19 protein-coding genes, 1 tRNA gene and 2 pseudogenes are annotated in these 22,818 nt (G+C 70.3%); 14 read left to right on the forward strand and 8 right to left on the reverse strand.

The genetic code is table 11. The features are described 5' to 3' along the window. Positions 1-137 precede the first annotated feature (137 nt). Positions 138-722, forward strand: a complete 585-nt coding sequence (locus E1291_RS08515; RefSeq protein ID WP_131737192.1) for a DUF501 domain-containing protein — start codon at positions 138-140, stop codon at positions 720-722. After that, on the forward strand, positions 719-1,669 hold the full coding sequence (locus E1291_RS08520) for a Ppx/GppA phosphatase family protein (protein WP_131737193.1): 951 nt from the start codon (positions 719-721) through the stop codon (positions 1,667-1,669). Before E1291_RS08515 ends, E1291_RS08520 begins: the two co-directional genes overlap by 4 nt. 45 nt (positions 1,670-1,714) lie before the next feature. Here the strand turns inward: E1291_RS08520 and E1291_RS08525 are convergent, their stop codons facing one another. Next, complete coding sequence (locus tag E1291_RS08525) at positions 1,715-2,515, reverse strand: DUF2510 domain-containing protein (RefSeq protein WP_165495021.1); 801 nt, start codon at positions 2,513-2,515, stop codon at positions 1,715-1,717. A gap of 147 nt (positions 2,516-2,662) precedes the next feature. Between E1291_RS08525 and E1291_RS08530 the strand changes: the two genes are divergently transcribed. The 4 genes from E1291_RS08530 to E1291_RS08545 all read left to right on the forward strand — a co-directional run bounded on the left by E1291_RS08530 (position 2,663) and on the right by E1291_RS08545 (position 6,483). Beyond that, a complete protein-coding gene (locus E1291_RS08530) occupies positions 2,663-3,484 on the forward strand; it encodes a uracil-DNA glycosylase (protein WP_131737195.1) in 822 nt (273 codons plus the stop codon). 332 nt (positions 3,485-3,816) lie between these two features. Further along, positions 3,817-5,169: an NAD(P)/FAD-dependent oxidoreductase gene (locus tag E1291_RS08535; protein WP_131737196.1), complete on the forward strand. Its 1,353-nt coding sequence runs from the start codon at positions 3,817-3,819 to the stop codon at positions 5,167-5,169. Positions 5,170-5,380: 211 nt separating this feature from the next. Next, a tRNA-Leu gene (locus E1291_RS08540) sits at positions 5,381-5,453 on the forward strand. Positions 5,454-5,610: 157 nt separating this feature from the next. After that, positions 5,611-6,483, forward strand: a complete 873-nt coding sequence (locus tag E1291_RS08545) for a Bax inhibitor-1/YccA family protein (RefSeq protein ID WP_131737197.1) — start codon at positions 5,611-5,613, stop codon at positions 6,481-6,483. A gap of 246 nt (positions 6,484-6,729) precedes the next feature. Here E1291_RS08545 and E1291_RS08550 read toward each other — a convergent pair whose 3' ends face one another. From E1291_RS08550 to E1291_RS08560, 3 genes are all read right to left on the reverse strand, one after another. Continuing rightward, positions 6,730-6,957: a DUF4287 domain-containing protein gene (locus tag E1291_RS08550; protein ID WP_131737198.1), complete on the reverse strand. Its 228-nt coding sequence runs from the start codon at positions 6,955-6,957 to the stop codon at positions 6,730-6,732. A 195-nt stretch (positions 6,958-7,152) separates the two neighbouring features. Then, a complete protein-coding gene (locus E1291_RS08555; protein WP_131737199.1) occupies positions 7,153-8,373 on the reverse strand; it encodes an acetyl-CoA C-acetyltransferase in 1,221 nt (406 codons plus the stop codon). 333 nt (positions 8,374-8,706) lie between these two features. Next, complete coding sequence (locus E1291_RS08560; protein ID WP_131737200.1) at positions 8,707-9,699, reverse strand: SGNH/GDSL hydrolase family protein; 993 nt, start codon at positions 9,697-9,699, stop codon at positions 8,707-8,709. A gap of 146 nt (positions 9,700-9,845) precedes the next feature. On the opposite strand from E1291_RS08560, the gene E1291_RS08565 reads away from it, so the two are divergent. The 6 genes from E1291_RS08565 (at position 9,846) to E1291_RS08590 (ending at position 15,995) form a co-directional block, all read left to right on the forward strand. Further along, entirely contained in the window at positions 9,846-11,225 is a 1,380-nt protein-coding gene (locus tag E1291_RS08565; protein ID WP_131737201.1) for a cystathionine beta-synthase, read from the forward strand. Between the two features lie 420 nt (positions 11,226-11,645). After that, positions 11,646-12,107: a hypothetical protein gene (locus tag E1291_RS08570; RefSeq protein ID WP_131737202.1), complete on the forward strand. Its 462-nt coding sequence runs from the start codon at positions 11,646-11,648 to the stop codon at positions 12,105-12,107. 127 nt (positions 12,108-12,234) lie between these two features. Beyond that, positions 12,235-12,609 carry a PadR family transcriptional regulator gene (locus E1291_RS08575; RefSeq protein WP_131737203.1) on the forward strand — a complete coding sequence of 125 codons (375 nt, stop codon included), beginning with the start codon at positions 12,235-12,237 and terminating at the stop codon, positions 12,607-12,609. Then, positions 12,606-13,658, forward strand: coding sequence for a hypothetical protein (locus tag E1291_RS08580; protein ID WP_131737204.1), 1,053 nt, complete (start codon positions 12,606-12,608; stop codon positions 13,656-13,658). Before E1291_RS08575 ends, E1291_RS08580 begins: the two co-directional genes overlap by 4 nt. Before the next feature lie 119 nt (positions 13,659-13,777). Beyond that, positions 13,778-14,827: a hypothetical protein gene (locus tag E1291_RS08585; RefSeq protein ID WP_131737205.1), complete on the forward strand. Its 1,050-nt coding sequence runs from the start codon at positions 13,778-13,780 to the stop codon at positions 14,825-14,827. Between the two features lie 115 nt (positions 14,828-14,942). Continuing rightward, positions 14,943-15,995, forward strand: coding sequence for a hypothetical protein (locus tag E1291_RS08590; RefSeq protein ID WP_131737206.1), 1,053 nt, complete (start codon positions 14,943-14,945; stop codon positions 15,993-15,995). Between the two features lie 739 nt (positions 15,996-16,734). Here E1291_RS08590 and E1291_RS08595 read toward each other — a convergent pair. Then, positions 16,735-17,715: an MBL fold metallo-hydrolase gene (locus E1291_RS08595; RefSeq protein WP_131737207.1), complete on the reverse strand. Its 981-nt coding sequence runs from the start codon at positions 17,713-17,715 to the stop codon at positions 16,735-16,737. A gap of 537 nt (positions 17,716-18,252) precedes the next feature. Between E1291_RS08595 and E1291_RS08600 the strand changes: the two genes are divergently transcribed. Beyond that, on the forward strand, positions 18,253-18,693 hold the full coding sequence (locus tag E1291_RS08600) for a hypothetical protein (RefSeq protein ID WP_131737208.1): 441 nt from the start codon (positions 18,253-18,255) through the stop codon (positions 18,691-18,693). Between the two features lie 263 nt (positions 18,694-18,956). Next, positions 18,957-19,728 (forward strand): annotated as a pseudogene (locus E1291_RS08605) (IS5 family transposase). Positions 19,729-19,864: 136 nt separating this feature from the next. Here E1291_RS08605 and E1291_RS45055 read toward each other — a convergent pair. The 3 genes and pseudogenes from E1291_RS45055 to E1291_RS08615 all read right to left on the reverse strand — a co-directional run. Then, a pseudogene (locus tag E1291_RS45055) lies at positions 19,865-20,015 on the reverse strand (IS481 family transposase); the annotation flags it as partial. A 327-nt stretch (positions 20,016-20,342) separates the two neighbouring features. Then, positions 20,343-20,726: a hypothetical protein gene (locus E1291_RS08610; RefSeq protein ID WP_131737209.1), complete on the reverse strand. Its 384-nt coding sequence runs from the start codon at positions 20,724-20,726 to the stop codon at positions 20,343-20,345. Positions 20,727-20,850: 124 nt separating this feature from the next. After that, the gene (locus E1291_RS08615; protein ID WP_131737210.1) at positions 20,851-22,293 is read right to left on the reverse strand and encodes an HNH endonuclease signature motif containing protein; all 1,443 of its coding nucleotides are present in this window, start codon (positions 22,291-22,293) and stop codon (positions 20,851-20,853) included. Positions 22,294-22,818 lie beyond the last annotated feature (525 nt).

Consider the following 22,818-nt stretch of genomic DNA (forward strand, 5'->3'; position numbering starts at 1 on the left):
GGCAGGGGGACCGGGCGCGTGCGGCGGGCGCGAGGGGTCCGGTGCGGGGGCACCGGTATAGAGGTATCCGGCGGCAAGGGGGACCGGCGGACGTGACGGAAAGCTGAACCGGATCACCGATCCGCGGGTTGGGGCACATGGACGACGAAGGCGAACAGAGGACACGCGACGACCGGGCCGCCGTCGCGGCGCAGCTCGGCCGGGAACCGCGCGGCATCCGGCGGACGGCCCACCGCTGCCCCTGCGGGCTGCCCGCCGTCATCGAGACGTCGCCGCGGCTCCCCGACGGCACCCCGTTCCCCACCCTGTTCTACCTGACCTGCCCGAAGGCGGCCTCGGCCATCGGGACGCTGGAGGGCGACGGCCTCATGCGGCGGATGCAGGCGCGGCTCGGGACCGACCCCGGTCTCCAGGCCGCCTACACCGCCGCCCACGAGGACTATCTGCGGCGCCGCGACGCCGCCGCCCGCGAAGAGGGCGTCGAGCCGCTGCCCGCGGGGACACAGAGCGCCGGCGGCATGCCGGAACGCGTCAAGTGCCTGCACGCGCTCATCGCGCACGAGCTGGCCGTCCCCGGCTCGAACCCGTTCGGGCGGGAGGCGCTGGAGGCGCTGCCCGACTGGTGGCGCTCCGGCCCGTGCGTGTGCGTGGACCAGCCCGACACCGCCGGGGGCCCCCGCCCCGGGGCGGTGCCCGCTTCCCCCGACGAGGAGGGCCAGTGACTCGCGTCGCCGCCATCGACTGCGGGACCAACTCGGTCCGGCTCCTGATCGCCGACATCATCCCCGGCGTGGAGGGCGGCGCCCTCGTCGACGTCGAGCGCCGGATGGAGATCGTCCGGCTGGGCGAGGGCGTCGACCGGACCGGCCGGCTGGCCCCCGCCGCGCTCGAACGGACGTTCACCGCGATGCGCGGGTACGCCGCGCTGATCGAGCGGCACGGCGCCGAGACCGGCGAGGACCTGGTCAAGACCCGCGTCGTGGCGACCAGCGCCACCCGCGACGCCGCCAACCGGGCCGACTTCGTCGCCGGCGTGGTGGACATCTTCGGCGTCGTGCCCGAGGTGATCACCGGCGAGGAGGAGGCCGCGCTGTCGTTCAACGGCGCGACCCACGAGCTGGCCGGGCTGCGGCCCGCCCGCCCCTACCTGGTGGTCGACATCGGCGGCGGCTCCACCGAGTTCGTCCTCGGAAGCTCCACCGTCACCGCGGCCCGCTCGGTCGACATCGGCTGCGTGCGGATGACCGAGCGGCACCTGCGCGACGGCGACCCGCCCTCCCCGGAGCAGATCGCCGCCACCATCGACGACGTCGACGGCGCGCTGGCCCACGTCCGCGAGACCGTCCCGGTGGACGAGGCGCGCACGCTCGTCGGCCTGGCGGGCTCGGTCACCACCGTCGCCGGGATCGCCCTCGGGCTGCCGGAGTACGACTCGTCCCGGATCCACCTGTCCCGCATCACCGCCACCCAGGTCCACGAGGTGAACCGGCGGCTCCTGCACGCGACCCGCGCCGAGCGCGCCGCGTTCGGCGTCATCCACCCGGGCCGCGTCGACGTGATCGGCGCGGGCGCGCTCATCCTCGACCGGATCATGCGGGAGTACGGGTTCGGCGCGGTCGTCGTCAGCGAGCATGACATCCTGGACGGCATCGCCTGGTCACTGGTCTGAGCGGCGTCCCATCGGAGGGCCCCGCCGGGGCCGGCGGCCCGCCGGTCACACCTTGAAGCGTGCCAGCAGGGCCGGGATGAGCACGGCGTTCGGGTTCTGCTGCGGGACGTAGAGCACCGGCGAGCCGCCGCCCGCCTGCTGGATCCACACCCGGCCGCCGTCGACGGTGGCACCCGAGATCGCCGGCCAGTCCAGCGACACCCGGTCGCCGCGCACGCCGCCGGGGTGGACGGTCAGCCCCTGCGCCACGTCGATCGACTCGCCCGCCGCCACGCGCCCGGCGAGCTCGGAGACCAGCCGCGGCTCGGCGTGCGCCTGGCACAGCTCGATGAGCCGCCCCCACACCCGCTCCGGCTCCCGCTCGGGGCTCGCCGCCGCGCCGGCCGGCGCGTCCGGTTCGATGACGACCTCGGCGCGGGGACCGCCGTGGAACGGGAACCGGCCCGCCTGGAAGATCCACTGGGTGGGCGGCCCGGGCGGCTGGCCATATGCGGCCGGGGGACGGGCGGCCCAGTAGGCCACCCACTCGACCCGCGACCACGCCAGCGACACCGCCCCGTACGTCACGCCGGTGTCGTCGGCGTGCAGGGCGACGCGGCGCACCTGCATGTCCACCACCTGGGCGGCGGGCGCCCGACCCCAGTCGTTCCGCTGCGCGTAGGGCGCCGCGTAGTAGGCGTCCTGGGCCCGCGGCTCCGCCCCGGACGGCCGTTCCCGCTGTTCAGGCGCGCGCAGACGGGGCGGCCTGACCGGCTCGGGATTGAGGCGATCGGTCCAGACCTGACCGTCCCACCAGCGCAGACTGCCGGTGCCGTAGGGGTCGGGATACCAGCCCGGTTGCGACAAGGCATGCCTCCGCTCAGCAATGGCGGGCCGGACACCCGCCTCCCCGACCGGCCACCGCATCGTACCGATCCCCGCCCGCCCGCCCCCTGGGTGACCGGGCGTTCACTTTCGGCGTGTTGGGGCGAACCACCATGCGAAGATCGGGGAATGCCGTCCGCCAACGCCCCGTTCGCGCCGCCCGGCTCGGGCTGGCCGGGCGACCCCGCCGTCCCCGGCACCCCGGTCGCGCACGACGCGGCCGAGGTCGCCGACCTGGCCGCGTCGGCGCCGGACCTCGCCGAGCTGTGCGCCCGCCAGTCGGTGTGCCGGGCCTGCGACCGGCTCGTCGACTGGCGCGAGAAGGTCGCGGTGGAACGGCGCCGGGCCTTCGCGGACGAGGAGTACTGGGGCCGGCCGGTCGCCGGCTGGGGCGACCCCCGCCCGCGCGTCCTCATCGTCGGCCTGGCCCCCGCCGCGCACGGCGGCAACCGCACCGGCCGGATCTTCACCGGCGACCGGTCGGGCGACTGGCTCTTCGCGTCCCTGCACCGGGTGGGGCTCGCCGCGCTGCCGACCAGCGTCCGCGCGGACGACGGCCAGCGGCTGATCGGGGCGCGGATGGCGGCGACGGTCCGCTGCGCGCCGCCGGACAACAGGCCCACCCCGCTGGAGCGCACCACCTGCCTGCCGTGGCTGGCCCGCGAGGTCGCGGACGTGGCGGACGGCGTGCGCTGCGTGGTCTGCCTCGGCGGGTTCGCCTGGCAGGGCGTGTGGCCCGCGCTGCGCCAGGCCGGGTACGGGCTGCCGAGACCCCGCCCGAAGTTCGGCCACGGCGTCGAGGTCGAGCTCACGCCCCCGCCCTCGGCGCACCGGCGCGAGCCCGTCCTGCTGCTGGGCTGCTACCACCCGAGCCAGCAGAACACCTTCACCGGCCGCGTGACCGAGCCGATGCTGGACGCGGTCTTCACCCGAGCCATGAACTACGACTAGCTCCGTGGACACCGTCGTGCGAGGGCGATCCGTGCTCGCACGGGACCGGCCGCAGTGCGAGCCACCAGGCGAGCATCGCGGGCCGGGCTTGGATGACGGTGGGCCAGGGCCTTGAGCCAAGCGGTCGGAGCGGGAGCGGGCCGTCCCCTCGCGGTCCGCTTCTTCTCCGGCCGGTTGGCGCCCCCGTCAGGCCCTGACCTCGCCGTCTTCCTGGCGGTGTTACATCCTGTGAGATGCCGGAGCGGGGCGGGAGGTTCGGCCGATTTCCCGGCATTCGGCGGACGGATCGCGGCGCGGGGTGATCGGGCGCGTCCCGGGGGTACCGGCCCGGTATGCCTTCCGAGAGCACGGCCAAGCACATCGTGATCGTCGGCGGCGGGTACGTCGGCATGTACACGGCGCTCCGCCTGCAGAGAAAGCTGCGGACGGAGTTGCGGCGCGGGGAGGTCGCGGTCACCGTCATCGACCCTCAGTCCTACATGACGTACCAGCCCTTCCTGCCGGAGGCGGCGGCGGGGAACCTGGAGCCGAGGCACGTGGTGGCTCCGCTGCGGCGGGTGCTGTCGCGCTGCCGGGTGCTGAACGGGTTCGTGACCCGGATCGACCACGCCTCCCGCCGGGTCACCGTCCGCCCGGCGGGCGCGGACTCGACCGGCGTCCCGGAGCGGGAGGTCGGCTACGACATGCTGGTGGTGGCCCTCGGGTCGGTCTCGCGGACGCTGCCGATCCCCGGCCTCGCCGACTGCGGGATCGGCTTCAAGACCGTCGAGGAGGCCATCTTCCTGCGCAACCATGTGCTGCACCAGCTCGACATCGCCGCGTCCAACCCGGAGAACGAGGAGGTCAGGCGGCGGGCGCTGACGTTCGTGTTCGTCGGCGCCGGGTTCGCGGGCATCGAGGCGCTGGGGGAGCTGGAGGACATGGCGCGGGACGCCTGCCGCTGGTATCCGGAGATCGACGCGGCCGAGATGCGCTGGATGATGGTGGAGGCGACCGGCCGGATCCTGCCCGAGGTCGGCCCCGAGATGGGCCGCTGGACGGCGGAGGCGCTGCGCCGGCGCGGCATCGAGGTCCGGCTGGAGACGCTGCTGAAGTCCGCGGAGAAGCGGCACATCGTGCTCAGCGACGGCGAGGAGTTCGACGCGGGCACCCTCGTGTGGACGGCCGGGGTGAAGCCCCACCCGATCGTCGGCGAGAGCGACCTGCCCCTGGACGACAAGGGCCGGATCAAGACCACCGCGGACCTGACCGTGGAGGGGCTGGAGGGCGTGTACGCCGCGGGCGACAACGCGGCCGTCCCCGATCTGAGCGGCACCGGCGAGTTCACCGCCCCCAACGCCCAGCACGCCGTCCGGCAGGCCCGCCGGCTCGGCGACAACATCGTCGCGGACCTGCGCGGGAAGCCCCGCAAGCCCTATGTGCACGCCTACGTCGGGTCGGTGGCTGGCCTGGGCCTCCACAAGGGCGTCGCGAACGTCTACGGGATCAAGCTCCGCGGGCTGCCCGCTTGGTTCATGCACCGGACCTACCATCTGTCTCGCATGCCGACCGCCAACCGCAAGTTCCGAATCACTGTCGACTGGACGCTCGCGCTGTTCTTTCGGCGCGAGATCGTCTCGCTCGGAGAGCTGGAATGGCCACGTCAGGAGTTCGAGCTCGCGGCGGGACGGAGCCGGGACATCTAGCGTCCGGGAAATGGCGGAACGGCGAGCCGAAACAGGCTATGTAACCGGGCCATTTTCCGCCCTTCTTCGCGCCGGTCGAGAACGCATGATAGCTCGCTGACCTGCGCGTTCGTCGGGGAGTTGATGATCAACGCCGGAAACGGGCGGCTCTGGGGTCTCATTCGAATATCGCTCCGCGGGGCGGCGGCCGGCCGGCCGGTATGATTACGCCGCCCCTGTAGCCCAATGGCAGAGGCAGGCTCCCTAAAAGAGCTCATATGTCGGTTCGAGTCCGACCAGGGGCACTCGTTCGGCCGGCCGGCGCTCCCGCCCGGGACGCCGGCCGCGGCCTTTGGCCCCGGCCGTTCTCGCCCGCCGCCGGCATCATTCCGTGTCGTCCCAGGTCGGCGGAACCGGCCCCGCTTACACTGTGGGCAAGGTCGGCCAACGTGGAGGCTCCAAATGGAGAGCAGGAACCCGGCGTTCCGGGGACAGGCCTTCGACCAGCGGGCCGGAGGACCCGGCCACGCCGCGCCGGGCTACGGCGAGCAGGTCTACGGCGCGAAGGGTTACGGCGCACAGGGATACGGCGCACAGGGGTACGGGTCACAGGGCTACGGGGCCCCCGAGTACGGCGGACCCGGCTACGCGCCCCCGGCGGTGCGGCCCATGACGATGGACGACGTCGTCGTCCGCGGCTTCGCCACCCTCGTCACCCTCATGATCACCGCGGCGCTGGCCTGGACGCTGGTGCCCACCCGGCTCGCCGCACCGGTCCTGGTGGTCACGCTCCTCGCCGAGATCGGCATCTGGGCGTTCATCACCTTCGGCCGCCGGGCGAACGCGCCGCTGGTGCTGGCGTTCGCCGCCGTCTACGGCGTCGCGGTCGGCCTCATCAGCCACTCCTACAACGACGTGTACCACGGCGTCGTCCTGCAAGCCGTGATCGGCACCGCGCTGGCGTTCGGCGCCACGCTCGCCGTCTACGCGCTGCGCATCGTCCGCGTCACGCCGAAGTTCACCCGGTTCGTCGTCGCGGCGGGCCTCGGCCTGATCGCGCTGATGCTGGTCAACGTGGTGGTGCACCTCTTCGGCGGCGACGACGGCATCGGCATCCGCGACCCGGGCAACCCGCTGGCCTACGTGTTCAGCGTCGCCGCGATCCTCGTCGGCTGCTTCTTCCTGCTGCTGGACTTCGACGCGATCGAGCAGGGCGTCCGGGCGCGGGCACCGGAGAACTTCGCCTGGTACTGCGCGTTCGGGCTGGTGCTGAGCCTGGTGTGGATCTACCTGGAGATGCTGCGCCTGCTGTCGTACTTCAGCGGCCGCGACTGACCGGGCCCATCGGCGGGCGCCGCCGCGCGGTACCCACCCACCTGCCGGCCCACCGGCCGGCTCATCGATCGGCCCCCCGCCACTTCGGCGAGGGGCCGGTCGTCGTGGGATCTCGGCGCCAGGGTCGTGGCGGCGGGGCATGACGGCTCCGCGGCACGACGGCGGTGATCAACCATTGGCGGGATCCCACCGGGTTCGTGTCCACGTCGATGGCCGCGCCGATGAAGGCGCGTCTGGGGCGGCGCGTCAGTAGTGGCGCGCGCGGCGGGTGCGCTCGTGCTCGCGCACCAGCGCGGCGGCGTAGCCGTGAGAGAGGTTGTGCTCGTCGGCCAGCCAGGTGCAGCGTTCCTCGCAGCGGGAGAACGACGGCCCGTTCTCGATGGCGGTGAACCACTCGGGGATGTCACGTCCTGTGACTTGCGGGATGCGGGCGATCAGCTTGCTGTGCGTCTCCGGCGAGTGGTTCAGTGACAATTGGCACCTCCAGGTCGCGGGGCTCTTCCTGCGACTCTGCAACAGCGACCCGGATGTGACAACCCCCTAACGGCGACCTATCCATCGCGTTACGTAGATCATTCGTAACGGCGACGTCCGGGGAAACCCGCAGGTGGCCCGCGCGGGCGGGTGGAGCGCTCCGGCGGCGGGCCCGCCCGCGGCGTCCGCGGCCCGTCAGGACAGGCGTTCCAGGACCATCGCCATGCCCTGCCCGCCGCCGACGCACATGGTCTCCAGGCCGAACTGCCTGTCGTGGAACCTCAGGCCGTTCAGCAGCGTCGAGGTGATCCGCGCGCCGGTCATGCCGAACGGGTGGCCGACGGCGATCGCGCCGCCGTTGACGTTCAGCCGGTCGAGGTCGACGCCGATGTCCTCGGCGGACGGCAGCACCTGGGCGGCGAACGCCTCGTTGATCTCGACGAGGTCGATGTCGCCGATGGTCATGCCCGCCCTGGCGAGCGCGCGGCGGGACGCCTCCACCGGGCCGAGGCCCATGATCTCGGGGGACAGGCCCGTGACGCCGGTCGAGACGATCCGGGCCAGCGGCGTGATGCCGAGCTCGGCGGCCTTGACGTCGCTCATGACGATGACCGCCGCGGCGCCGTCGTTGAGGGGACAGCAGTTGCCCGCCGTGATCGTCCCGTCCGGCCGGAACACCGGCTTGAGCTCGGAGACCTTCGCATAGGTGGTCCCGGCGCGGGGGCCGTCGTCCTTGGCGACGACCGTGCCGTCCGGCAGCGTCACCGGGGTGATGTCCGACTCCCAGAACCCGTTCGCCAGGGCCTTCTCGGCGAGGTTCTGCGAGCGGACGCCGAACTCGTCCTGCGCCCGTCGTGTCACCCCGCGCAACCCGGCCACGTTCTCGGCCGTCTGGCCCATCGCGATGTAGACGTCGGGGAGCGCGCCGTCCTCGCGGGGGTCGTGCCAGACCGGCGCGCCGCCCTCGGCGGCCTTCTCCGTGCGCCCCCGCGCGCCGGTGAACAGCGGGTTGTGCGTGTCCTCCAGCCCGTCGCTGCTGCCCTTGGCGAACCGGCTGACGGTCTCGACGCCCGCGGAGACGATGACGTCGGCCTCGCCCGCCTTGATCGCGTGCAGCGCCATCCGGGTCGTCTGGAGCGAGGACGAGCAGTACCGGGTGATCGTCGCGCCGGGCACGCCGTCCCAGCCGAGCAGCACCGCCACCACGCGCGCCATGTTGTAGCCCTGCTCGCCGCCCGGCAGCCCGCAGCCGAGCAGCAGGTCGTCGATCTCGGCGGGATCGAGCTGGGGCACCTTGGCCATCGCCGCGGTGATCATCTGGGCGGTGAGGTCGTCGGGCCGGACGTCCTTGAGCGACCCCTTGAAGGCGCGGCCGATGGGCGAGCGCGCGGTCGCGACGATGACTGCCTCGGGCATTGCGGGTCTCCTGTCTCGGCGGCCGGTCCCGGGGGCCCGCGGACGCGGTTACCCACCGGTCACAAGCAATCTAGCCGCTGTCCTCAGGGGCGTACATGCCGGGCCCATATTCGCTTGACGGCCCGTCCAGTATGCGCCCGCGCGCGAATCCCGGTCCGCCGATGACGGCCGTCCCATGCGAGCGGGACGGCCCGGGGCGGAGGCTTGGAGCACAACGCCCGGCCGGGGCCGCGTCGCGGGGATGGCGGCCATGGCCGGGCCGCGGAGGACGGCCGGGGCCCGCCACCGGTGACCGGGCGGGTTCCGGCTCCCTTCCGTCCCGAGGGCCTCCGATCAGGCGATGTCCGGCGCCGTCTCCGGCGCGGACGGGGCGTCCGGCCTCGTGGGACGGCGCCGCAGCAGCGTCGCCCACCGCCCCCGGGGACCGCGCTCGCGGCCCGCGACCGACGCGCCGCTCACCTCCGTCCCCGACACCTCGGCGGCCTCCGCCGCCGCCACGTCGACCGGCAGCGCGCCGACCCCGAACCGCGGCTCGGGCCCGAACCCCAGCGCGTGCGCCATCGACGGCAGCAGCGCCCCCGCGGCGGCCGCGTACCCCCGCGCGGACGGGTGGTAGCGGTCCGCGCTGAACATCGTGGTCGGGTCGGCGGCGAACTCGCGGCCGAGCAGGTCGCCGAGCGACACCGACCGCCCGCCCCGCTCCACCACCGCGATCGTCTGCGCCGCCGCGAGCTGCCGGCTGGCCCGCCGCGCGAACCAGCGCAGCGGCTGCATCAGCGGCTTGATCGTGCCGAGATCGGGGCAGGTGCCGACGACCACCTCGCAGCCCCCCGCGCGCAGCCGCCCGACCGCGTCCGCGAGGTGGCGCACCGACACGGCCGCCGGTACTCGCCCGGTCACGTCGTTCGCGCCGATCATGATGACGGCCACGTCCGGGCGCAGCCGCAGCGCCCGCCCGGCCTGGTCCGCCAGCTCGTCCGACCGCGCCCCGGGCCGGGCCACGTTGCCCAGCAGGACGGGCCGTCCGGCGGCCGCCGCCAGCCCGTCCGCCAGCACCGCCCCGGGCGTCTCCTCCGGAATGTGCACGCCGAGACCGGCCGCGGTCGAGTCGCCCAGCATGACCAGCGAGAGCGGGGCCCCGCCACCGGCCCCGTAGCGGCCCTCGGCGACCGGCGGATCGCCGTTGGGCGTCGCCTGGATGATCCTGCGGGCCAGCCTGGCCTCCATCATCACGAGCCCGAACGTGATGCCGCCCAGGGCCGTGATCCCCCCACCACCGTAGGCCGCGGCCGCCGCGATCCGGCGCGCCGTGAACGCTCTCCACATCTCCCGTGACCCTCCGTGATTTTGTTCCTACCCGCCCGTCAAGGCGTTGATGCCCGCACCGTCCGTTCTCGGCTACCGTCGGAGGCGGAGGCTGGCACACTGAACCCCCACGTAAATCGACAGACTGAATCGACAAGGACGTCGCGGTGCACGTACACGACTCGCTCGTCGAGCTGATGGGGAACACCCCGCTCGTTCGGCTGCGCAAGGTGACCGGCGGCCACGGGCCGCAGGTCCTGGCCAAGGTGGAGTACTTCAACCCCGGGGGATCGGTGAAGGACCGCATCGCGGTCCGCATGATCGACGCCGCCGAGCGGTCCGGCGAACTGCGGCCGGGCGGGACGATCGTCGAGCCGACCTCCGGCAACACGGGCGTGGGCCTGGCCATCGTCGCCCAGGAGCGCGGCTACCGCTGCGTCTTCGTGTGCCCGGACAAGGTCGCCAAGGACAAGATCGACGTCCTCCGCGCCTACGGCGCCGAGGTCGTGATCTGCCCCACGGCGGTGTCCCCCGAGCACCCCGACTCCTACTACTCGGTGTCCGACCGGCTCGCCGCCGACATCCCCGGCGCCTGGAAGCCGAACCAGTACACCAACCCCCAGAACCCCGTCTCCCACTACGAGACGACCGGCCCCGAACTCTGGGAGCAGACCGAGGGCCGCATCACCCACTTCGTCGCGGGCATCGGCACCGGCGGCACGATCAGCGGCACCGGCAAGTACCTCAAGGAGGTCTCCGGCGGCCGCGTCCAGATCATCGGCGCCGACCCGGAGGGCTCGGTCTACTCCGGCGGCAGCGGCCGCCCCTACCTCACCGAGGGCGTCGGCGAGGACATCTGGCCCGAGACCTACGACCGCGACATCTGCGACCAGGTCATCGCGGTGTCCGACAAGGACTCCTTCACCATGACCCGCCGCCTCGCCCGTGAGGAGGCCCTCCTGGTCGGCGGCTCCTGCGGCATGGCCGTAGTCGCCGCCCTGCGCGTCGCCGCCGAGGCCGGCCCGGACGCGGTCATCGTCGTCCTCCTCCCCGACGGCGGCCGCGGCTACCTCAGCAAGATCTTCAACGACGAGTGGATGGCCGACTACGGCTTCCTCACCCCGTCCACGGAGGAGGCCAGCGTCGGCGAGGTCCTCACCCGCAAGGGCGGGACGTTGCCGGAGTTCGTCCACGTCCACCCCCACGAGAGCGTCCAGACCGCCATCTCCATCATGCGCGAGTACGAGGTCTCCCAGCTCCCCGTGATGAAGGAGGAACCCCCGGTCATGGCCGCCGAGGTCATCGGCTCGGTCGTGGAGAGCGACCTCCTCGACATCCTCGTCAAGGAGCACGCCAAGCTGACCGCCCCCATCGAGCAGCACATGTCGGCCCCGCTCCCGACCCTCGGCTCAGGCGAACCGGTCAGCAAGGCCGTGGGCGTCCTGGAGAAGTCCGGCGCCGCCGTCGTCCTCGTGGACGGCAAGCCCAAGGGCCTGGTGACCCGCCAAGACCTCCTGGCCTTCCTGGCCGCCTCAACCTCCCACTAGAGAAGCCCACCCCCGAGCGCCGGAGCCCCCACCTCCGGCGGCCGGGGGACATGGATTTCGCTGAAGAATCCCGAAGACCTCGGCACCCAGGAGCACTTGGCCATGGTCGTCTCCCGTCACTCTGACACGGTCAGTCGCGCGGTCTGAGAGGTGCCGCGATGGGGCGGAGACGCGGCTGCGAGAGGATCTGAACGCGCTGCCTAGCATCACCCGAAACACCTCGTAGGCCAACCGGCCCAGTTGGCCGCGGAGAGCACCGCGAATGCCCGACGCATTTATTGCGCGAATGTCACCGGAGCATTGGACTCGTCGGCGAGATCGACGATGGCGGGTGCCGCCGCGTCCGGTGCTCGACCTGACCGCGGTGAATCTGGGCGATGGGGAGCGCCGTCCTATCGCGCCGGTGTTTTGAGAGGTGACATGGCTGGTCGGAACCCTGTGGACGCGGCGGGGGCGATCGCCCGCCGAATCCTTCGTGAGCGGTCGCGGCCCGGTTCTCCGGTCGCTGTACTTGTGCGTCTGACCAGGGATTTCGCTGATTTCGAGTTCGATGTTCCGAACACTGCCGACGCAGACGGCTTCATCTTCCAGTACGGGGCGGCGAACTGGTTCTCCGAACCGACGTTCGTGCTCAGTATCGGTCGCCAGTTCGAAGTGGTCGATGCGGATGGCCAGTACGAGCACTTCCTTCAGGTGCATTTCGAGTTCCGTTACCCATTGGACGATGCATTGGAAGCCGCCAGGGACCACGCGGAGTGGTGGTTTCCCGAGGACGGGCCGTCGTTCGACTCTTGGCTGGAGAACATCGAGTCGTCTCCGATCGCTGCCATCACGGCCCTGAGAGAACCTCGCGATCTCGTGGTCGTCGAGGATCGGACGTAGATCGGCGGCTGCTCGGTCACGCCGTGCAGCCGCTCGGAGGGTCCCTGGGGGAGCGGGCGCGGCGCGTGGACGCCGCCGGCGGCGTCCACGGTTGCCCATAGTCAGATGATCGATATATAAAGATGGCATGAGCAAGACGATGCAGGAACCGACGTTCCTGATCCTGACCGCGCTGGCCGATGGGGCTCAGCACGGGTACGGGATCATCTCCGACGTCGAGCGGATCTCCGATGGGCGCACCCGGCTGCGCGCGGGCACGCTCTACGCGGCGCTCGACCGGCTGCAGGCGGAGGGGCTGATCGCGGCCGACCACGAGGAGGTCGTGGACGGCCGGCTGCGCCGCTACTACCGCCTCACCGACGACGGTGCCGCCGCCCTCGCCGCCGAGGTCGACGCGCTGCGGCGCCGGGCGGAGGTCGCCGCCCGGCGCCTCGCGGCCTTCCCGCGCCTGGGTGGTACGAGTCCGGCGTTCGCCGGCCCCTTTCCGAGGGGGGTCCGTTGAGCACGCTCGAACGTTCTTACCGCCGCTTGCTGGCCTGGTATCCGGCCGAACACCGCGCGGCACACGAGGAGGAGATGTTGGACGTGTTGTTGTCGACGGCGAAACCCGGGCAGGCGCGCCCGTCCATCGCCGAAACCTTCGACCTGCTGCGGGGCGCGGTGCGGATCCGGCTGCGCCGCGCCGCCAATGGTGCCGGTGAGTCCGTCTGGCCGGGGGCGCTGTCCATCGCCGGGTTCCTGGCGATGCTCATGCTCGTGGCGGACGGTGTCCGGTTCGCCGTCAACGCGCCGCACCTGCTGTCGGCGGTCAACAAGGGGCTCAGCGAGGGCGATTCTCGGTGGTACGCCTACGTCAATCAGTTCGGTACCGGCCCGTACTGGCTGGCGTGGGCCGGCGTTGCGTTCCTGGCCTGGCGCGGGTCGCGGCGTGCCGCTGCCCGCGCCGCCTGTGCGGTGACCGCCGCCCAGCTCGCCCTCATCGTTTACGGGTTCGGCTTCCCGGACCTGTGGAACGCGTCGGTGGGCGCCTCGCTGGGAGGTGTTCCCCTCCCGCTGGCGATCCTGGCCAGTGCCTCTCTGATCGCGTCCCCCGGACCGCGTCATGGTGCCCGGTCTCTGGGACGGCGCGGCGTCGCCGGTGCCGTGGTCGTGGCGGCCGTGCTCGTCACGATCACCTCGACGCCCTTCATGGCCCTGATCCTTCCGGACGACCCTTGGCCGGCCTGGGAGTTCCACTCAATGGACGGCGCCGTCATCAGGTGGGACAGGCTCCTGCTGGGGGTCGTGCTCGTCACCGCGCTTTTCCTGCTCGTCGTGCTGGCGCCCACTCGTGCGGGACGTCGAGCCGCCGCCCTTCTCGCTCTCGCGGGCACGCCTCTCCTGGCCGAGGCGGGATTGATCAACATGGGAGTGCTGCTGTTCCGGCACCTCGTCCTCCCTTTCCTGGTGGCCGAGAGTCTGATCGGGTTCGGCCTGGTCATGCTCGTCGTCCGCATCGTCGAGCTTCCCGTGAAAGTCATCGCCAAGAGGCGCGAGCAGGCGTCCGCCTGACCCGAGGCCGTGACGGCGTAGTGGGCTGGGCGGAGGTCGCCGCTCCATGTCTCGAATTCTTCCCGCGTCCACGTGGGGCGAGTCCCGGCCTTCGCCGCCCCCTTTCCAAGGAGGGTTCGTTGAGCGCGCTCGAACGTTCTTACCGCCGTTTGCTGGCCTGGTATCCAGCCGAACACCGTGCGGCTCATGAGGAAGAGATGCTGGACGTGTTGTTGTCGTCGGCGAGTCCCGGGCAGACGCGGCCGTCCGTCGCCGATACCGTCGACTTGCTTTCCGGGGCGGTACGGATCCGGTTGCGCCGCGCCGTGGATGGCGCCGGGGCATCCGCCTGGCCGGGGGCGCTGTCCATCGCAGGGTTCCTGGCGATGCTGATGCTGGTCGCGGACGGTGCGCGGTTCACCGTCAACGTGCCGTACGTGGCGGCGGCGGTCGACGACGGGTACGTCCAGGGTGACTCCGGGTGGCATGTGCTCGCCGGTCAGCTCGGCACGGCCCCGTACTGGCTGGCCTGGGCCGCTGTCGCGTTCCTGGCCTGGCGCGGGTCGCGGCGTGCCGCCGCCCGCGCCGCCTGCGCGGTGACCGCCGTCCAAATCGCCCTCGTTGCCTATGGACTCGCCTGGTCAGAGCTCTGGAACGCGTCGGTCGGTGCCTCGCTGGGCGGTATTCCTCTGCCGCTGGCGCTTGTGGCCAGTGCCTCTCTGGTCGCGTCCCCTGGCCCGGGTCATGGCGCCCGGTTGCTGGGACGGCGCGGCGTCGCCGGTGCCGTGGCCATGGCGGCTGTGCTCGCCACGACCGCCTCGGCGCCATTCATGGCCTTCATCCACCAGAAGGGCCCGTGGCCGCCCTGGTACGACGGCCCGATCGGCGACGCATTCGTCCGCTGGGACAGAATACTGCTGAGTGTCACTCTCATGACCGCCGTGTTCTCTTTCGCCGTGCTGGCACGCACTCGGGCGGGACGTCGGGCCTCCGCACTCATGGCTCTCGGGGGAGCGCCTCTCCTGGCCCAGGTGGGATGGATCAATATGGAAGTCGTGTTCAGTGGTCCCGTCATTCATCTCCTGCTGATCGAGAGCCTGGCCGGCTTTGCTCTGGTCATGCTCATCGTCCGCATCGTTGAGCTTCCCGCGAAATTCGTCGCCAAGAAGCATGCCCAGCCGTCCATCTGATCCGAAGCCGCGATGCGGTCGGCCGGGCGGGGGCCGCGCCGGGCATCGTGAGTCCTTTCCACCCCTATGCGGGTGAGTCCCCGGCGTTCGCCGGCCCCTTTCCAAGGAGGGTTCGTTGACCACGCTCGAAAATCTTTACCGCCGTTTGCTGGCCTGGTATCCGGCGGACCATCGCGCGGCACATGAGGAGGAGATGCTGGACGTCTTGTTGTCGGCGGCGAAACCCGGTCAGAAGCAGCCGTCCGTCATCGATACCCTCGACCTGCTCTACGGGGCGGTGCGGATCCGGCTGCGTCGCGCCGTCGGTGGTACCAGTGGGTCCGTCTGGCCGGAGGCGCTGTCCATCGCCGGGTTTCTGGCAATGCTCATGCTGGTCGCGGACGGTGTCCGGTTCGCCGTCAACTCGCCGCAGATAGTGACGCATTTCCTTCCGGTCCAACGAGAGGGCGGCGAACCCTTCTTTGACCGGCTGTCCTTCTACTTCGGCACTGCCCCGTACTGGCTGGCATGGGTCGTCATCGCGGTTCTGGCCTGGTGCGGGGCGCGGCGCGCCGCCGCTCGCGCCGCCTGCGCGGTGACCGCCGTCCAGTTCGCCCTCGTCATTTACGGAGTCGGCTTCCCTGAGATCGGAATCGGCTGGATCGGGGCCTCGCTCGGCGGTGTTCCGCTGCCGCTGGCGCTTGTGGCCAGTGCCTCTCTGGTCGCGTCCCCTGGCCCGGGTCATGGTGCCCGGTCGCTGGGACGGCGCGGCGTCGCCGGTGCCGTGGTCTCGGCGGCCGTGCTCATCGCGGTCACCTCGACTCCGCTCTTCACCCTGATCAATCAAGAGCACCTCGGCGAGGTCTGGTACTCCGAGCTCTCAGGCGGCTCTTTCCTCAGGTGGGACAGGACACAACTGGCGGGGGTGCTCCTGACCGCCTTGTTCCTGGCCGGTCTGCTGGCACGCACCCCTCAAGGGCGCCGGGCCGCCGCGCTGTTCATGCTGGGAGGCGCGCCTCTCATCGTCCAGGTGGGACGCTTCAGTATGGGAACACCAGCCGAATACCCTGAGCTCTCCTATCTTCTGGTTCAGAGCCTTATCGGTTTCGCTCTGGTCATGCTCGTCGTCCGCTTCATAGAGCACTCATTGAAGACCCAAGCCCGAGGGCGTGACAAGACGCCGGCCTGACGGCCGAAGTTCTATTGGCTGACCACTTCCAAGAACGGCGCCGGAATCGCGGGTGCTGATGAGGCGGGGTCTTCTGAGGCCAGCAGACTTTGCGGCAGATGCTGGACCCAGACGCCGTCCGCCGCGCCCCGATCCCGCGGGACCCAGTCAGTGCCCCGCAGGTGACCGTCGAGGACATGCCGCGTTTCGCCCGTCCAGTACACCGGGCGGGACCACCGCCCCAGAGACCGGACACAGCGCGGTGACGTGCCCCCAGCAAGAGGTCTTCGACCATCTCCAGGCTCCGGGGACAAGGAGCCCGCGCCGTGCAGGTGGGTATGCGGGTGCACACGCCTGAGGACGGCTACCGATTAGAGCCGGCGCCGCCCCGGCCAGCCAGGACACCTCACGCGGCCAACATTATCGGTGCACAGGCCAACCTGTGGACCGAGCCCGTCGAGGACCGGGGCCCGGGCGGACTACCGGGCCTTCCCGCGACTCGTCCCGTTCGCCGAGGTGATCAGGTCAGAGCTGCCAGGGCCGGACGAACGCGACCTCGGTGGCTTGGAACGCCGACCGGACGCGGCGCACTACGCCAGGCCAGGCGCGCTGAGAGAACATGTACCGCCCGCCTACCGGGGGCCGCCCGCCCTTGGCAGCGGCGTCCGGGTGTTCCTGGACACATGCACGGCAAGCCCCGGAAATCTGGCAGATGGCGCACTGACCCACGCGGGCGCAAAGCTTTCCCACATCCTCAAGGTCAGTGGGACTGGTGCTGCTCGGGCATGTGGCTCGCCGGATGCACCCACAACAGGACGTTGGCCGGCCGCCCGCCCTTCGCCTCCTCCCATTGCCGGCGGAAGAACGCGAGGACCTCCCGGTCGGAGTAACGCAGACTGAAGTGGATCAGAACGAACAAGGTCTCCGGATGGGCTTCGACCACGGGCCTCAGTTGGCTCCACACCGTATGCCCGACCCGGTTCGCGCGATCCATCTCGGCGTCGTCGAGAAAGGTGCACTCGGTGATGACGACGGGATAGTCGAAGAGCCACGGATTCCGCTCGAAGACGGTGACATGCGTGTCGCCGAGGAAGGCGAACAGCGGCCGAGTGACCTCCGCGTTCACCTCCGCCCCACCCTTGCGCCGCTCGGCCATGAGACGGCCGAACTCCGCGGCCCGTCCCTCCCGCGCCAGGGACCGGCGCAGTTCCTCGAACTCCGGCCGCAGCGTCCTACGGCGTTCGGAGAAGGCATATCCCACGCAGGGCACCTTGTGTTCGCACTCGACCACCCGCACGTGGTGCCCGCGGCGCCCAAAGACGAACTCGTCGTCACCCCGCACGCCGTGCAGCCGGTGTCCGCCCGCAAGAGCCGGGTCGAACCCGGCTCCGTGGTTCAGTTCGGCGGACGCGCGCAGGTAGGACTCAACGTAAGGCACCGCCTCGGCAGGCAGATAGATATCCGTGCCGGACGGGCGGGACGCCAGGTAGTCGAGGTCCTTGGAGTGGTCGTGGTGGGTGTGGGTCAAGAAGACGGTGTCCACCTGGCGTCCTTCGCACAAGCCCGCGTCGAGACTGCAACGCAACTCGGGGACGTGGAAGAAGGTCTTGTCATTGGCGCGCGAGTAGCCGGTGAGCGTCAGCTCGGTACCGGGGATCCGCCACGTCTTCCATTGCCGGAAGGGATGTCTCCGCTCCAGCAACTCGGGATGGTCGGGCCGCTCTTCCGGTACCCGCGTCATTGGTGGGCCTTTCCTCGGACGATGGCGAGCGTGTCTTCCTCACCGCCGTGATCAAGTGACCGAGATCCTAGCGCCGACCCATTACCCGACCCCACTAGTTTTAGGTTCTGCGCAGTGGCTCACGCTGTGCCCCATGGCGAGCCGCCGATAAAAGCGATGGCCGTCCCGCTCCCAGCCCTGTGAGCATGTAGCACTGGCCCGGATGGCGACGCCGCGCCAGCATTCGCAGCGGCTGATGTGGCGCCCGGCACGTCCTTCCACCCAGACTGCCCCGCCGCTGCCGCTCGGCCCGACGCCGTAGGGGACACCGTTGACCGCCCCGGACGCGCCGAATGCAGGGGCCAGAACCCATCACTTCGCAAGGATGCTGCAGTGGGTCTGCGACCGGTAGGGGCGGATGCGTTTGTGGGTGATCCCGGCCGCAGTCAGGTGTCGCGCCCAGTGAGCGGCAGCAGGCGCCATTGTCAGTCAGCACCATGCGCACGCTGATTGCGCATATGGCGAAGTAGGCCCGGCTCGCGTCCAGGAGTGGCAGCGGTGGCGGATCTCGTCGGCCAGGATCTCGGTGAAGGCCAGGCGGGAGCGGTCATCGAGGGCGGTGTGCAGGTAGCCGGGGCCCAGATTGGGGCGGCCGCCGACCGCGCGGGACCGGTTGGGTCGCGGTGGGCCGGGGCTGTTCCGACTGCCGACGGCGCGGCCATGGACACGGCGGCCACCGCCGACGGTGATGTCACCGAGTTTCGTGATGTCGACGTGCACCAGGCCGCCGGGGCGCAGGTGCTCGTAGCAGCGAATGGAATGGCCGACGGCGCGGTCCAGGTGACAGAAGCGGGCCAGGCCGTGGCAGTCGACGCTGTGTGGCGGGTCAGGATGGGATGGGTGCACCGTGGCCGAGTTCAGCCCCGGCAGGTGGGCGATGCGGGCCGTCCCCAGTGGCGTGGCAGGCGGACCATGATGAGGGGCACTCAAGGCAGATGAGGCTGCGGCGGGGTCTGTCGAGCGGGCGTGAGGATCAGTCGGTCACCCCCCCCGGCCACACCCTGTTGCCGGTACCGGTCTGTCCACCGTCGTGCGGTGGGGCCAGACCTGCAACCGTGCGGCACCCACCGCAGCGGCCAGCCGCCCTCGACAACGCAGCGGGCTGGCCTAAGAGGTCATAACAAATTGTTGTAGGTAGCGCGACATGTGGTGATGGTCGGGTGTGGTGTGGGTGGGTGCGTAAGGGCGAGCAACTCCCGGGGATCGTGGCCGACAGCCTGTTGGAGCGGATCGAGCCTCTGCTGCCGAAGGTGGAACGCCGCACGCGCCATGCCGGGCGTAAGTGGTTGGACGATCGCAAGGTGTTGTGCGGGATCTTGTTCGTCCTGCATACCGGGATCCGGTGGGAGTTCCTGCCTCGGGAGCTGGGGTTCGGGTCGGGCATGACGTGCTGGCGGCGGCTGGCCGGGGTGTGGGAACGGCTGCACCGTCTTCTGCTGGAGGAACTGCATACCGCCGGGCGGCTGGATTGGTCCGGGGCGTGATCGACAGCTCGCACGTCCGAGCGCTCAAGGATGGCCCAGAACCGGTCCGAACCCGGTCGGCTGCGGCCGGCCGGGCTCTGAGCATCACATGCTGGCCGACGGCCACGGGATTCCGCTGGTTCTGTCGCTGACCGGCGGGAATCGTCACGATGTCACTCAGTTGATGTCGTTGCCGGAGGCGGTGCCATCGGTTCGGGGCCGGTTCGGACGGCCTCGTCGAAGATCCGGGCGGCTGCCGGCCGCCAGCGGCTACGACCACGACAAGTACCGGCGGCTGATGTGGGCCAAGGGGATCAAGCCGGTCATCGCCCGACGCGGCGTCCCGCACGGGTCTGGGCTGTGCGGCCACCGCTACGTCGTTGAGCGCACCATCGGCCTGCTGCACTGGTTCTGCCGCTTACGCATCCGCCGGGAGATCCGCGACGACATCCACGAAGCCTTCATGACCCTCGCCGCAGCCATCATCTGCTGGCGACACCTCGTCCGCTGATTCTGTTATGACCGCTTAGCCGCCCGGTCCCCAGTGGCGTGGCAGGCGGACCTTGATCAGGGACACGCAAGGTGGATGAGGGTGCGGCGGGTAGGTGGTCCGGCGTGAGGAACAGCCGGTCGCTCCTCGGCCACACTGTGTTGCCGGTACCGGTCTGTCCACCGTCGTGCGGTGGGGCCAGACTTGCAACCGTTCGGTGCTCACCGCAGCGGCCAGCCGCCCTCGATAACGCAGCGGGCCGGCCTAAGCCGCCCGATCTCGGTCGGTGGGGCCTCGCGGTGGAGCATAAGGGCCTCCCGAGGTGCCGGTGCAGATGTCGCACACCACACCCGGACCCAGAGACGGGGTGCTGCGGACCCTTCCTCAGTCCAAGATCTTCAGGCAGGGGCCCAGCATTCACGGCTCCGTGAGCAGTACAGGGTGTGATGTCTCAGGATGTTGGGCCAGAAGGTCCTGGGGCATCACAGTTGGTCTCGCCGGAGTCCCGGCGGGACTCCGGCGCGCCTGCGCGAGTCGACTTCCTGAGGGGCCCAGGACTCCTGTGGCTCCGGTCAGGGCAAGGTAGGCCGTTGGTGATCGTTGTCCGGGGGCGGACGCGAACACGGGCCAATTGATCACGCGGGGAGAGCTCCCACGGAGGCGATGGGGAAGGGCGGGGCGTATCTGGCCCGCTGTCCGGGGGAGATCGTGCTGGATGCTCCGCTGCAGTCCGAGCTGGGAAAGAGCTTGGCCACGAAGGTGGAGCGGTTGAAGGCGGAGACGATGCGCAACTGCCTGTCGAGTGGCAGGCATCTGAGCTGGAGTTCCAGGACCGTGGATTGGCCGGTGGCGTCGATCAGGATGAGGGTCTGCTGCCGTGCGGTGCGCGCGGTCTCTGATCCTGGAGTTGGCGCAGGAGCGGCGGCGGCGACGGTGGGCGCGAGGGTGAGCATCGCGGTAACCAGCAACGTCATCGCCGGTGTCCTGGCCGTCCTGGCGGGATGCTTCTTGGTGATCATGATGTGTTCCTTTCGGTCCGGGGGAGGAATCTCACCCGTCATCACCAAGAGTAGAGTTGTCGGCACTGTCGGTGACGGAAGATTTGAGTGCCTTCCAGTCGGCATCCCGGGGGCGGGAAATCGTTCAATCCCGACACTCTTGATCACTATCTGGCGGCCGATCGCGTCTTCTTCGCGTGAAGCCGGGGTGACTGTGGACCGGCTCGCTTCTTCTGTGGTGCCTCTGCCGTGTGTGATGCCTCTGTCGTGTATCCGGTCCAGGCATCCCCTTGCCGCTGGGGCGGGCGGCCATCGCGAGATCGCGTGTGGTGTGGCTTTCTGGGCGATTTGCCCCGAATGTCGAGGTGCTGTGCGTAGTAGTTATCGGGGGGCGGCTGCCGGGTGGGTGGAGGTGGTAGGTGTAGCGGCCGTTGTGGTCGGTGGTGATGTGGATGCGGTGGGGGTGGGTGTGTTTGTAGCGGTTGTGCCATCCGCAGCAGAGGGTGAGGTGGTCGATGTCGGTGGGGCTGTGGCCCAGGGCCCATCCGTGGACGTGGTCGACTTCGCACAGGGTGCCGGGTACTTCGCAGCCGTGGACGGCGCAGGTCGGGTACAGGGTTTCCAGGACGCGGCGTTGTCCGTGGGTGGCGAATCGGACCCGGTGTCCCAGATACAGGGGAACGCTTCCGCGTCCCAGTAGCAGGGGTGAGACTCCACCGGTCAGGGCGATGCGGCGGGCGTGTTCGGCGGGGATGGGTGTGCCGTCGGGGAGGCGGGCCGGGGTGGTGCCGCCGGTGAGGGTGTCCAGGTCACAGATGACGGTGACCTTGGTCCCCCGATGCCCGCCCCCCAGTACCGTTAGGAGTGCTGCGGCGGTGCGTTCGGCGAGGTCGCGGTGGTCGTCGGTCCCGGCGGGCTTGGCCAACGGGCCCAGTACCCCGTCGAACACGGCGGCGTCTTCGGTGTTGAGCCGGCCTTTGATGTAGCGGCCGCCGTCCAGGGAACGGGTCGAGGTGATCCAGGACCGCTCATACCCCCGCGCCGACTCCCCGTCCGGGCGTTCGGTGTCGTCGCGGTCGGCGATGACGTCACGGATCCGGGCGCCGAACGAGGCGACCTTGCCCGCCGAGAACCCCTGCCCGGCCATCTCCAGCAGAATCGACTCAGCGGCCCGGCAATCGTCATCGTCCAGCCGTGCCACGGCACCGGCGATCGTGGCCGCATAACCGTAGGACAGCGAACCGGAGGCCAGCCGCGATGCGGCAGCGGGGATGCGGGCGCGGTGACGGGCCAGGGTGAGACGCTCCTTGGCATGGGCATCACGCATCCCCAAGCGGGACCGCAACCACGCCCGGGTGGAGGGAAGACCCCAGTGCCGGACCTCGCCGGTAGCGTCGACTCGGGCGACCAGCCCCGACAAGGCGCTCTCACACAGATCCACCGCCCGGCCCAGACTCTCGGCCAACTCCATGCACACCGCACCACTCTCGGGCGCATCACGGCGGGCGAGCTCGGACGCGATCGCAGCGGCCGCGTCCACCAACTCCATGGTGGACATCGACTCCACATCGACACGACTCGAACTCATACAACCATTTTATCGAACGCATTAAAAGATCGAGTTGCTTGATTGATGAAAACAGGGGTCAATATTATTACCCGTTCGCCACGTCGGCTTGGACGTTTTGTACCACTACTGGGTGCATTCTGAAGAGGTGGTGGGGGCGGCGCGTCAGGGCGGGGCAGGCGGAGCCTGCCCTTATGAGCTGCCTGAGGGGCGGCCCCGTACGCAGCGCCGCCCCCACCGCCATTTTCCGATTCTGAATGGCCCCTGCTGGGCGTTGTTCTATCGCTATCCGACATGGGCCCTACCTCTTGGGGGGCGCCAGAGCGCTTGTCGCCTCGCTGCTTTGGTGCTCCTGTAGCTCAAGGTAGGTGGGCCTGCCATTTCTCTCCGGGACGTCTCGGAGAGATCTTGCTTGCTGGGATGGGCTGCTTTATTGCGGAGCCCGGTGACGCAAGGACGGTGGCGACGGAGGCCATACGGGTCAGCGCGTCGAGCGGCCGAGCCGGACGGCTGCGGGATTTCGGAGCGTGAAGAGCCCACGCCACG

The organism is Actinomadura roseirufa (assembly GCF_900659635.1).
In the GTDB taxonomy this organism is placed as follows: Bacteria; Actinomycetota; Actinomycetes; order Streptosporangiales; family Streptosporangiaceae; genus Spirillospora; species Spirillospora roseirufa.